This window comes from Xanthomonas sp. LMG 12462 (assembly GCF_009192885.1).
Lineage (GTDB): Bacteria > Pseudomonadota > Gammaproteobacteria > Xanthomonadales > Xanthomonadaceae > Xanthomonas_A > Xanthomonas_A sontii.
The window spans coordinates 1-11,425 of sequence record NZ_NMPP01000062.1 but is presented as its reverse complement, the minus strand read 5'-3'; the positions used below and the strand labels follow the sequence as shown (position 1 = coordinate 11,425).

At 68.3% G+C, this 11,425-nt stretch carries 9 protein-coding genes and 1 pseudogene; 3 read left to right on the top strand and 7 right to left on the bottom strand.

The annotated features are described in order from the left end of the window. Nucleotides 1-5 precede the first annotated feature (5 nt). Genes CEK69_RS15050 through CEK69_RS15040 form a run of 3 tightly spaced genes read right to left on the bottom strand, consistent with a single transcriptional unit; the run spans nucleotide 6 to nucleotide 3,168 of the window. Complete coding sequence (locus tag CEK69_RS15050) at nucleotides 6-1,073, bottom strand: LacI family DNA-binding transcriptional regulator (protein ID WP_010343153.1); 1,068 nt, start codon at nucleotides 1,071-1,073, stop codon at nucleotides 6-8. 37 nt (nucleotides 1,074-1,110) lie between these two features. After that, nucleotides 1,111-2,376: a sugar MFS transporter gene (locus CEK69_RS15045; protein WP_152246467.1), complete on the bottom strand. Its 1,266-nt coding sequence runs from the start codon at nucleotides 2,374-2,376 to the stop codon at nucleotides 1,111-1,113. A gap of 36 nt (nucleotides 2,377-2,412) precedes the next feature. After that, nucleotides 2,413-3,168 carry a GntR family transcriptional regulator gene (locus CEK69_RS15040; RefSeq protein ID WP_010343151.1) on the bottom strand — a complete coding sequence of 252 codons (756 nt, stop codon included), beginning with the start codon at nucleotides 3,166-3,168 and terminating at the stop codon, nucleotides 2,413-2,415. Nucleotides 3,169-3,908: 740 nt separating this feature from the next. Between CEK69_RS15040 and CEK69_RS15035 the strand changes: the two genes are divergently transcribed. Further along, nucleotides 3,909-6,542, top strand: coding sequence for a TonB-dependent receptor (locus CEK69_RS15035; protein WP_152246465.1), 2,634 nt, complete (start codon nucleotides 3,909-3,911; stop codon nucleotides 6,540-6,542). 102 nt (nucleotides 6,543-6,644) lie between these two features. Here the strand turns inward: CEK69_RS15035 and CEK69_RS15030 are convergent. From CEK69_RS15030 to CEK69_RS15020, 3 genes and pseudogenes are all read right to left on the bottom strand, one after another. Beyond that, nucleotides 6,645-7,250, bottom strand: a pseudogene (locus tag CEK69_RS15030) (expansin EXLX1 family cellulose-binding protein); the annotation flags it as partial. 265 nt (nucleotides 7,251-7,515) lie between these two features. Beyond that, nucleotides 7,516-7,911: a VanZ family protein gene (locus tag CEK69_RS15025; protein WP_152246463.1), complete on the bottom strand. Its 396-nt coding sequence runs from the start codon at nucleotides 7,909-7,911 to the stop codon at nucleotides 7,516-7,518. Next, complete coding sequence (locus CEK69_RS15020; RefSeq protein WP_152246461.1) at nucleotides 7,911-9,095, bottom strand: SAM-dependent methyltransferase; 1,185 nt, start codon at nucleotides 9,093-9,095, stop codon at nucleotides 7,911-7,913. Before CEK69_RS15020 ends, CEK69_RS15025 begins: the two co-directional genes overlap by 1 nt. Before the next feature lie 54 nt (nucleotides 9,096-9,149). Between CEK69_RS15020 and CEK69_RS15015 the strand changes: the two genes are divergently transcribed. Continuing rightward, nucleotides 9,150-9,884 carry a pteridine reductase gene (locus CEK69_RS15015; protein ID WP_152246459.1) on the top strand — a complete coding sequence of 245 codons (735 nt, stop codon included), beginning with the start codon at nucleotides 9,150-9,152 and terminating at the stop codon, nucleotides 9,882-9,884. A 118-nt stretch (nucleotides 9,885-10,002) separates the two neighbouring features. Here the strand turns inward: CEK69_RS15015 and folK are convergent, their stop codons facing one another. After that, nucleotides 10,003-10,527 (bottom strand): 2-amino-4-hydroxy-6-hydroxymethyldihydropteridine diphosphokinase, encoded by a 525-nt coding sequence (gene folK, locus CEK69_RS15010; RefSeq protein WP_152246457.1) that lies wholly within the window; start codon nucleotides 10,525-10,527, stop codon nucleotides 10,003-10,005. Between the two features lie 96 nt (nucleotides 10,528-10,623). Between folK and CEK69_RS15005 the strand changes: the two genes are divergently transcribed. Continuing rightward, on the top strand, nucleotides 10,624-11,425 hold an 802-nt coding region (locus CEK69_RS15005; RefSeq protein WP_152246455.1), incomplete at its 3' end, for a 20S proteasome subunit A/B.

Below are 11,425 nucleotides of genomic sequence, written 5' to 3'. Positions count from 1 at the left end.
CAGGATCACGTGGGGTCTGGGGAGGAGGAACGGCGGGAATGCGGCTGCATGGGCGCGGTCGAGCCGCGCACCACCAGTTGCGGCACGAAGCCCTGGTTGTGCACCGGCGCCGGATGGTCTTCGTAGGCATCGCTGCGCAGCTGGCTGATCAGCAGCCGCGCGGCGTGGCGGGCGATGTCTTCGGTGGCCTGCTTGGCGGTGGTCAGCGGCGGCCACGACTGGCGCGAGAACGGGCTGTCCTCGAAGCCGGCGATGGACAGGTCGTAGGGCACGTTCATGCCCGCCGACTTGGCCGCGGCCAGCACGCCGGCGGCGATCTCGTCGTTGGAGCCGAAGATCGCGGTCGGCGGCTCGCGCAGCGCCAGCAGGCGGCGGGCGCCGCGGAAGCCGTCGTCGAAGGTGTAGTCGCCGGGGATCACCAGGTGCTTGTCCAGGGTGATGCCGTAGTCCTTCAGCGCCGCCTCGTAGCCGGCGTAGCGCTCGCCGCTGGAGCGATGCGAGGTGCCGCCCCACAGGAAGCCGATGCGCTGGTGGCCGAGCTGGATCAGGTGTTCGGTGATCTCGTAGGCGGCGTCGCGGTCGTCGACGTAGACGCAGGGGCCGTCCTGCGGATCCTCGGTGGCGGCGATGATGCGCACGGTCTTGATCCCGCGCGCGGCCAGCGCCGCGACCAGGTCGGCACGCTCGGACATCGGCGCGGTCAGCACCAGCCCGGCCAGGCGCGAGCGCTGGGTCCACTCGGCCAGTTCCTCGGCCAGCATCGGCGCGGTGGAATCGCAGGGGTGGATCTGCAGGCCGAAGCCGGTCTCGCGGCAGGCGGCGAGCACGCCGTTCTGCACGCCGATGATGTGGTACGGGTTGGGGTTGTCGTACACCAGCCCGATCACGAACGGGGTGCCGCTGCGCAGGTTGCGCGCCGACGGATCCGGCTCGTAGTCGAGTTCGGCGATGGCGTGCAGCACGCGCGAGCGCGTGGCCTGCATCACCGACGGTTCGTTGTTGATGACCCGCGAAACGGTCTTCAGCGACACCCGCGCCCGTTCGGCGACGTCTTTGATGGTGGGTCTGCGCATTGGATAGGTTTGCCGAGTTGGAGAAAAGCGCGTCAGCTCACCGCGCGCCCTGGCCGACGCGGTGACCGCGCAGCGCGAAGAACAGGATGTAGAGGTAGCAGGCGATCATCAGGCCGGCGAAGACCACCTGGAAATCGAAGGACTCCTTCAGATGGGCGAACAGCTGCGGTACCGCGGCGCCGCCCACGATGCCCATGATCAACAGCGCTGCGCCCTTTTCGGTGAACTTGCCCAGCCCCTTGATGGCCAGCGGGAAGATGGCCGGCCACATGATGGCGTTGGCGAATCCGAGTGCCGCCACGAACGCCACCGAGACATAGCCGCCGGTCACCATCGCGCACAGCGAAAACACGATGCCGAGGGAGGCCGAAATGGACAGGTACTTTTCCTGGGAGATGTACTTCGGGATCAGCACCAGGCCGAGCAGGTAGCCGGCCAGCATGCAGGCCAGTGTGCCGATGGTGAAATATTTCGCGTAGTCGAGCGAGAGGCCGAGGCTGTTGCCGTAGATGCCGATCGCATCGCCGGCCATCACCTCGGCGCCGACGTACACGAAGATGCACAACGCGCCCAGCCACACGTGCGGAAACGCGAAGATGCTGTCGCGGCTGCGCTCGTCGGAGGCCGACGCGTTCGCCGTCTCGGGGCTGATCTCGGGCAAGGGCGAAAACAGGATGGCGACGGAAAGCACGGCCAGGATGCCGGCGATCGCCATGTAAGGGCCGTGGATGCGGCCAGCGAACTCCTGCAATAGCAGCTCCTTCTGCGCCGGCAGCACCTGTTCGATCTGCGTCGAAAAATCCTCCATGCCGTGCAGGACCACTTTCGCCAGTCCATAGGTGGCCAGCGCGCCCGCCACCTTGTTGCAGATGCCCATCAGCGCGATACGGCGCGCGGCGCCGTCGATCGGCCCGAGAATGCTGATGTACGGATTGACCGCGGTCTGCAGCAAGGCCAGGCCGCCGCCGATGATGAAGATGCCGCTCACCGCGCCCACGTAGGAACGGGCATTGGTGAACTGGCCGAAGATCGCGGCGCCGATCGCCATGATCAGCAGGCTCAGCGCCAGGCCCTTCTTCATCCCGGTCAGCTTCAGGATGAGCGAAGAAGGCAATGCCAGGCAGAAGTAGGAAATGTAGAACGCACTCGGGATGAGAAACGCGAAGGTGTCGCTGACATTGAAGGCGACCTTGGCGAACAGGATCAACGGCCCGTTGATCCAGGTAAAGAAGCCCATGATGAAGAACAACAGGCCGACGATGGCGATGGAAGCGTAGGGACTGGCGGGCCGTGCGGTGGTCATGGGCGGCGTGCTCCGGGAGGGCGCGGGGATCGGCGGTCAGCGTCGCAGTTCGGCGACGAAGTCGTAGTAGTCGTTGTGGCAATAGGTGTCGGTCAGTTCGATCGCGCTGCCGTCGCGGGTGTAGCCGACCCGCACCACGTGCAGGATCGCCTCGCCTTCCTTCATGCCGAGATGGCCGGCCAGCCGCGCCGGCAGGTTGATGGCGCGGAAGTATTGCAGCGCCCGCACCACCGGGGTGCCGCGCTCGTCCAGGTAGCTGTAGAGCGAATCGGCGATGGCGTGCGGATCGGGCACCACGTGCTGCGGCAGCACCGCCTTCTCGTAGGCCATCACCCGGCCGTCGGCGCTGCGCAGGCGGGTCAGCGCCGCGACGACCGTGTCCGGGGACAGGCCAAGACGCAGGATCTCCTCGCCATGCGCCGGGCGCGTGCGCCGCTCCAGCCAGCGCGTGCCCGGCTCCAGGCCCTTCATGCGCAGGGTTTCGCTGAAGCTGGCCAGGCCGCTGAGCTGGTGCTGGATATGCGAGGTGACGAAAGTGCCGGCGCCCTGCCGGCGCGACACCAGGCCTTGTTCGACCAGCGCATCCACGGCCTGACGCAGCGTGACCCGCGACACCTGCAGGTACTCGCACAGCTGCCGTTCGGCCGGCAACGCCTCGCCCGGCTTCCACTGCCCGCCCTTGATCGCCTCCACCAGCTTGCTGGCCAGTTGCAGGTACAGCGGCGTCGGCGCATCCGGGTCCACGGCCAGCGCATGCAGGCGTGGATCGGCCTGCGGCTTGGGCTTGGTCATGGCGAGCTCTCCAGTCCGCATGGATTCGTTATGTCCAATATAGTACCAATCGGCGGGTCGTGCACGTCGCGCCACAGCACGCGGCGCAGGCCCAGATCGACAGCGCTGCCCGACCACGGCAACAGCGCAGTGGCGTGTCACCCCGAAATTCGCGGCGGCGAGTCGCCAAAGCCCCCTGGCCTCGGGCCGCGCCCTGCGCGCAGCGAGCGGCCGATTCCCGCCAGCGCTGGCGCCCATGTCCAGACGGCGGTCATGGCCGATGCCGATGGATCATGTGCGGGTATCCGCCCTTCGACAAGCTTGGGTGCAGCGCCGCAAACCGCATCGTTGTCACCGGCGGACACGAATTTGTCTACAAGCCACAAGACCAATCACGGCGATGCCTGGCAGAGGTCTGAACCACCGCCCCTGCGACAGCCCGGATCGCGATAAATCCCCGGAAATCGGCCCAAGTCATCGACGTGAAGGCCGGTACGCGACCCGACAGGCCGCGGCGCAATCCCAGACACCACGGCCCGGTTTTGCCCCGCCACCGGGCCACCCCGCCGCGGCATCGCGTTGACATCGTTGTCACCGGACCGTAAAGGTTCTGCACGCTTCGCAACGAATTCGGCACAAACACGGCGTCCGCGGCCCCAGGGGAATCGGCATCGGTCCGCGCCGCCAGGCAGCACGCAACTCCGTCCCGCACCGTCGGCCACGCCGACGGTGCCCATCCATGAATGATGAGGAGAGACATCATGCGTCACCGCCCGTCCGTCCTGTCGGCCGCCATCGCCGCCAGCGTCCTCGCCTTCGCCGCGCAGGCGCAGCAGGCCGATTCCGCCGCCACCGATCTGGACGCGGTCCAGGTGGTCGGCATCCGCGCCAGCCTGGAGAAGTCGCTGGACACCAAGCGCAACAACGTCACCGTGTCCGAGGCGATCACCGCCGAGGACATCGGCAAGTTCCCAAGCACCAACGTCGCCGAGGCGTTCGCGCAGATTCCCGGCGTCACCATCGACCGCCGCTTCGGCCAGGGCGAGCGGGTCAGCATCGACGGCACCGATCCCAGCCTCAACCTGTCGTTCCTGGACGGCCACCCGGTGGCGCAGGCGATCTGGCTGTACGGCGAGCAGCCCAACCGCGGCTTCGACTACACCCTGCTGTCGCCGCAGATCCTGGGCCGCGCGGAGATCGTCAAGTCCACCGAGGCGCGGCTGACCGAAGGCAGCCTCGGCGGCACCGTGCTGATGCATACACGCCAGCCGCTGGACCTGAAGGCCAACGAGATCGCCGGCTCGGTCGGCTACAGCTACAGCCAGCAGGCCAGCGAGGGCAAGCCGAACGCCTCGCTGCTGTACAGCTGGAAGAATCCGCAGGAGACCTTCGGCGTCGCGGTGTCCGCGCAGCACTACGAGGAACGCGTGGACCGCCAGGGCCTGGAGGTGTTCGGCTACGCCAAGGCCAGCAGCTTCGCCAACGCCGCCGGCGTGCCGGCCGATGCGGACGTGCCCAACTCGATCAACGCCGCCTGGTTCCAGCAGGACCGCAAGCGCGACAGCGCGGTGGTGAATCTGCAGCTCAAGCCCAACGAGGCGCTGGAGTTCAACCTCAGCGGCCTGTACATCAAGGAAGACTTCGACAACTACAACCAGTCGATGTACAGCTTCCTCACCTGGAACCCGGGCACCGTGGCCGCGGTCGACGCGCTGGGCGACGTGCGCAACGGCGTGGTCAACAGCGGCCATTCCAGCGCCAACGCCAATGCGGGCGGCGGCACGGTGATCTACGACAACAACGTGCGCCAGTCGCAGGTGACCACCAAGGGCCTGGACCTGCGCGGCGCCTACCGCGGCGAACGCTGGACCCTGCGTGGCCAGGTCGGCCAGAGCAAGTCCGACAACGACCACCTGGCGCAGTACTTCATCGAGCCGTTCTACAACGGCGGCTTCCGCTGGGATCTGGACCGCGGCATCCGCTTCGACGATCCCACCGCCGCGCGCAACCCGGCCAACTGGGGCTCGGCCGGTGGCTGGATCGGCAACAACGGCGTGTTTTCCACCCAGAGCAAGGACCGCTACGGCCAGCTCGATCTGGACCTGCAGTTCGACGGCGTGTTCAACCAGTTGCTGGTCGGCGTGCGCCAGGGCAAGCACGACGAGGACTTCGCGCTGAACGTGTACGGCGGCGTCACCCCGGCCACCCTGGCCGACATCGGCACCATCGGCCTGACCGACATCCGCGGGTTCTATCCCGACCACGGCCAGCACGTACAGGCCGGGCGCGGCAACGTGATCGACTGGATCCGCAACAGCCCGGTCGACTACGCCAATCCGGACCCGTCCAGCTACCTCAACAACACCTGGGCGCTGCAGCAGACCAACAACGCCGGCTACGTGCAGCTGAACTTCTCCAACGCCGGCCTGCGCGGCAACCTGGGCCTGCGCTACGTGCGCTCCAAGACCGAAGGCAGCGGCTTCGTCTACAGCGGCACGCCGACCCTGCAGGATCTGGACAGCAAGTGGCAGACCCGCACGCAGACCGAACACTTCCTGCTGCCGTCGCTGAACCTGGCCTACGATACCGACAACGACTGGGTGTTCCGCTTCGGCGCCGGCAAGGTGATCGCCTGGGCGCCGTACAACCAGATGGTCAACAACACCTTCCTCAACGACACCACGCTCACCGGCAGCGGCGGCAATGCCGCGCTGTCGCCCTACGAATCGTGGAACTTCAACCTCTCGGCCGAGTACTACTTCGCGCCGCAGGCGGTGGTGGCGTGGTCGGTCTTCTACAAGAAGATCGACAACTACATCGACACCTCGGCCACCATCGAGCGCCAGTACAACGCGATCCGCGACACCTCGCCGCAGACCTGGGCGCAGATGCTCGGCAGCAACGGCTGCACCGCCGACGGCTACTGCGACTACAGCATCCAGCGCCCGCGCAACGCCGGCACCGGCAAGGTCAAGGGCTTCACCCTGGCCTACCAGCAGCCGTTCGGCGACAGCGGCTTCGGCCTGTCGGCCAACTACACCTATGCCAGCGGCGAGAACAACAGCGGCAACCCGCTGCCCTACCAGTCGCGCAATAGCGTCGCCTTCAGCCCCTACTACGAGAAGGGACCGTGGAACGCGCGGATCGGCCTGAACTGGCGCGACAGCTACCTGGCCGGCGGCTACGTCGCCGGCGCCGCGCCGGCCAGCGTCGACGCCTACACCGACCTGGGTGCGAGCGTGGGCTATGCGTTCAACGCGCAGTGGTCGCTGCAACTGGACGCACAGAACCTGCTGGATGAGGAATACCTGCAGTACCTGGGCGACAAGGACCACCCGGTCGGGCGCTACCACAACGGCCGCCGCTACATGGCGACGCTGCACTTCAAGTTCTGAGCGTGAGGCTTCACCTGCGCTGCGGCATCATCGCCGCGGCGCAGGCGCGCGGAAGTGGACGCAGCGCCGGCGCGCGACCGCCGGCGCATGCACGGGCACGCTTCAGCGCGGGAACTGCACGTGTCCGTCGGCGAAGTACACGCCCTTGTCGCCCTGGCTGGGCAGCGCGCCGAGGGTGTCGGTGACCACCTGGCCGCGGATGTCGGTCAGGCGGATCTCCAGCAGTTGCGCGCCCATCTGCTCGCCGACGAAATGGTTGTACGCGGTCTTCGGCAAGCTGACCCAGTCGCCGTTCTTCCTGTATTCGAACTTCACCACCGGATAGCGGTGGTTGCGCACCTGGATCGCCGCCCAGTATTGCGAGCTGCCCTCCTTGATCCGGTACACCACGTTGCCGGTGACCGGCGCGGCCACCACCTGCCAGCGGATCGGGATGCGCCCGGCGCTGGTGTCGCCGATCGCAGCGAAGGCATTGGGCGACAGGTCCAGCCCGCAGTCGGCGCCTTCCGGATACAGGTCGGTGACGTACACGGTGACCGTGCCGCGCGGTCCCTGCACCTGCAGGTAGGCACCGGCCAGTGCCGCCTGGACGCCACCATAGTTGAGCTGCGTCGGGTTCAGCGCGGCGATCGTGGCGGTCGGGTCGATGGGATCCAGCAGCAGCGCGCCGCCGGAATAGCCGGAACTGGTGTAGGTGGCGGTGCCGCTGCAGACATCGTTCCAGGCAGCGTTGGCGGGTGCGGCGGCACTGATGGCCAGGCACAGCGCGGCGAACAGGCCGGCGCCGCGCGCGGCACGGGGGGAGTAGCGTGCTTGCATGCGTGTTCTCCTGCACAGGCGCGCGGAGTCGCCGCGCGGCGACCGGGCACCTGCCCGGCGCCGGCACTCTAGGCCGCGGTACGCGTGCCGCGCCTTGCGCGCGGCCGGGAATTCCACAACTTGGCCGACGCCGTAGACCGCGCGGTCACATCGCTCAACGGCGGCTGCCGCGCTCCAGCCGCCACAGCAGATCGCGCCACGGCGTGGCCGCGGTGGCCATGCCGGCCGCCACGCCCAGCGCATCGGCCAGCGCATCCAGCGGATCGGCCGAACGCGTGGTGGTCCAGGCGCCCTGCGCGAATTCGATGCCCACGCCCAGCGCCAGCAGGCCCAGCGCCGCCCAGGTCCAGGCGCGTGGCCCGGCATAGACCTGCACCGCCGCGGCGGCCAGCAGCAGGTAGGCGATGAAATGCTCGGCCTTGTCGCTGTCGGGCAGGTCGGACAACTGCGGCGGGTGCGGCATCATGCACACGTAGATCAGCACCGCGATGCCCAGCCACCACAGCCCCAGCCACAGCCAGTGCCAGCGGAAGTCGCGCACTGCCGCCATCACAGCCGCCAGGTCAGGTCGCCGGACAGGAACGCCGGCGCCAGCGACACGTCGCGCTCGAAGCCCATCACCTGGAAACGCTCGCCCATCTCGCTGGGCAGGGTCAGCTGCTTCACCTGCTGACGCAGGCGCAGTTGCGCGGCTGCGTCGCTGCGCGTCTCGGCCTCGGCCAGCAGCGCGTCCAGGCCGTTGCCGAGCAGGAAACTGGCCTGGTTGCAGTAACCGGCCAGGTCGAAGCCCGCCCCGGTGCCGGCCTCGGCCAGCGCGGTGAAGTCCACCGACGCGGTCAGGTCCTGCAGGCCCGGCCAGCGGTACGGATCGGCATGCGTGCGATGCCGGTAGAACGCGCGCAAGGTGCCGTCGTCGCGCTCGGGCAGATAGAACTCGCGGCGCGGATAGCCGTAGTCCACGAACAGCATCGCGCCGCTGCGCAGACCGCCGGCCACCGCCTGGATCCAGTACGGCAACTGCGGCAGCAATTCGGAACGGTAGCCATCGGCGAAGGGCGCCTGCAGATAGCGCTCGATGTGCCGCACCGCGGCCGCCAGCAGCGGATCGGCCGGCTGTTCGCCGCGGCGGAAGCGGCCCTCGCCATCCAGCGTCACGGTCTCTTCGAACACTTCGCCGTCGCGCAGCGCGAAGCGCGGCGTCGGCAGGGCGTCGATCACCTCGTTGGCGAACAGCACGCCGTTCCAGTCGTCGTCGAACGGCCGGTCCAGCCACTCCACTAGGTCGAACACCGGCGGGATCAGCGTGCGCGCCAGGCGCTCGCGCTGGCGTTCGCGCAGATCGGCGCTGGGTTCCAGGATCGCATAGCGCTCGGGCAGCGCATCCAGCGCCAGCAGGCGCTTGAGCATGACCTCGGCGAACGCGCCGCTGCCGCCGCCCACTTCCAGCATGCGTGCCTGCGGCCCCAGTTGCTGCAGCACCGGCGCCAACGCATTGGACACGGTGGCGGCGAACAGCGGCCCCAGTTCCGGCGCGGTGACGAAATCGCCCTCTTCGCCGAACTTGCTGCTGCCGGCGCTGTAGTAGCCCAGGCCGGGCGCGTACAGCGCCAGCTCCATGAAGCGCGAGAACGGAATGGCCCCGCCGGCGGCGGCGATCTCGGCGCGCATGTGCGCGGCCAGGCGATCGCTGTGGGCCAATGCGGTGGCATCGGGCAAAGGAAGGTCGGTGGGCATGCGCTGCGCGATTGCGTGGACAATGCACAGCATAGCCGAGCATGGAACCCGTACATGACCCAGACCAAAGTCGCCCTGATCACCGGCAGCGCGCGGCGCATCGGCGCCGGCATCGCCCGACGCCTGCACGCAGCCGGCTATGACGTCGCCTTGCATGCGCACACCTCACAGGCCGAACTGCAGACGCTGGCGCAGGAACTGGAATCCCTGCGCGCCGGCAGCACGCTGACCCTGCAGGCCGACCTGCGCGACACCGCGCAGCTACCCGACCTGGTGGCGCAGTGCGTGGCGCGCTTCGGCCGCCTCGACGCACTGGTCAACAACGCCTCCAACTTCTATCCCACGCCGTTGCACGAGGCCACGCCGGTGCAATGGGACGACCTGTTCGCGGTCAACGCGCGTGCGCCGCTGTTCCTGGCGCAGGCCGCCGCCGCGCAACTGCGCCAGCACGGCGGCGCGATCGTCAACCTCACCGACCTGCACGCGGAAACGCCGCTGCGCGCGCATCCGCTGTACAGCGCAGCCAAGGCCGCCCTGGCGATGCTGACCCGCTCGCTGGCGCTGGAACTGGCGCCGCAGGTCCGCGTCAACGCCATCGCCCCCGGCGCGATCCTGTGGCCCGAAGCCGGCAAGGACGCCGCCGCGCAGCAGGCCCTGCTGGCACGCACGCCGCTGGCACGCACCGGCCAGGTCGAGGAAATCGCCGACACCGTGCGCTGGCTACTCGACGACGCCAGCTTCGTCACCGGGCAGACCGTGCGGGTGGATGGTGGGCGCGGGCTGACTTGAAGGCTGGGAACCGGGAATAGGGAATGGGGAATCGGCAAGCGCGCCCTCTTTCCCGCCATTGCTGAGCGCTACGCCAGGCCGCGCCATGACAGCGCGACGATCGGCCCGGCACCCGGCTCTACCGATTCCCCAATCCCGATTCCCCATTCCCGGCTTCATCAACCAACTCGACCACCTCGAACGCCTTCCCATGCTCCGCATGCGCCTGCCATAGCGCGCCCAGGGTTTGTCCGGTGACCGGGTCGACGAAGTCGGCGGCGATGTCCGCCAGCGGCTTGAGCACGAAGGCGTGGCGCAGCTCGGGGCGCGGGATGCGCAGGTGGCCGGGGCCTTCGACGATGCGGTCGCCGTAGAACACCACGTCGATGTCCAGGGTGCGGTCGCTGAAGCGCGGGCCGCTGCGGTCGCGCCCATGCGCGTCCTCCAGCGCATGCAGCCAGTCGTCCAGCGGCGCCAGCTCCCAGTCGGTCTGCAGCGCCACCGCGTTGTTCAGGAACGCCGGCCCGTCGAAGCCGACCGCCGCGGTGCGATAGGTCGGCGACACCGCGACCGCACCGAACTGCCGGCGCAGCGCCGCGATCGCCGCGGCCAGGTGGTGATGCGGGCGCAGGTTGCTGCCCAGGCTCAGAAGCACGGTGGTCATGCGCTATTCGCGCATGCCGCGACCGCGAGCGTCAACGGCTAGCCAAGCCCGAGCCGCCCCCATAGAATCGGGACGTACCCGGTTTTCGGCATCGCCATGACATATTGCGTCGGCATCGAAGTGGACGAAGGCCTGGTCTTCGCCGCTGACACCCGCACCAACGCCTCGCTGGACGACGTCCGCGTCCACCGCAAGCTGCATGTGTTCGAGTATCCGGGCCAGGCGGTGTTCGCGCTGATGTCGGCCGGCAACCTGGCGACCACGCAACTGACCCTTTCGCGGCTGCAGCGCGACGCCGACGATGCGGACGCGCCGCGCAGCCTGCGCACCTTCCGGCACCTGTTCGAGGTCGCCGAATACGTCGGCGACGTGCTGGCCTCCAGCCAGGTCAAGCTGTCCGAGCAATCGCAGCACAGCGGCATCAACGTGCAGTCGACGCTGATTCTGGGCGGGCAGATCGCCGGCGAACGGCCCGGGCTGTACATGATCTATCCGCTCGGCAACGCCATCGCCACCTCGCCGGAGACGCCCTACCTGCAGATCGGCGAATCCAAGTACGGCAAGCCGATCCTGGACCGCATCATCCGCTCGGAGATGCAACTGGAAGACGCCGCACGCACCGCCCTGGTGTCGCTGGACTCGACCATCCGTTCCAACCTGTCGGTGGGCATGCCGATCGATGTGGCGCTGATCCGCCGCAACGACCTGCGGGTAACCGAGCGCATGCGCCTGGAAGCGGACACCCCGCTGTACGCCGAGATCCACGACACCTGGTCGCGCAAGCTGGAGAACGCCGTGCGCACCCTGCCGCGCTTCCCCTGGGAACCGGCCCTGTCCGCCGACCACGACACCGAATCGCGCGACGCCCTGCCGCCCCTGCCCCCGCGCCGCTCCCCCG

Coding starts and splice junctions, on each gene's coding strand:
- CEK69_RS15050 (WP_010343153.1), bottom strand. CDS start 1,073: ATGCGCAGACCCACCATCAAAGACGTCGCCGAACGGGCGCGGGTGTCG.
- CEK69_RS15045 (WP_152246467.1), bottom strand. CDS start 2,376: ATGACCACCGCACGGCCCGCCAGTCCCTACGCTTCCATCGCCATCGTC.
- CEK69_RS15040 (WP_010343151.1), bottom strand. CDS start 3,168: ATGACCAAGCCCAAGCCGCAGGCCGATCCACGCCTGCATGCGCTGGCC.
- CEK69_RS15035 (WP_152246465.1), top strand. CDS start 3,909: ATGCGTCACCGCCCGTCCGTCCTGTCGGCCGCCATCGCCGCCAGCGTC.
- CEK69_RS15025 (WP_152246463.1), bottom strand. CDS start 7,911: ATGGCGGCAGTGCGCGACTTCCGCTGGCACTGGCTGTGGCTGGGGCTG.
- CEK69_RS15020 (WP_152246461.1), bottom strand. CDS start 9,095: ATGCCCACCGACCTTCCTTTGCCCGATGCCACCGCATTGGCCCACAGC.
- CEK69_RS15015 (WP_152246459.1), top strand. CDS start 9,150: ATGACCCAGACCAAAGTCGCCCTGATCACCGGCAGCGCGCGGCGCATC.
- folK (WP_152246457.1), bottom strand. CDS start 10,527: ATGACCACCGTGCTTCTGAGCCTGGGCAGCAACCTGCGCCCGCATCAC.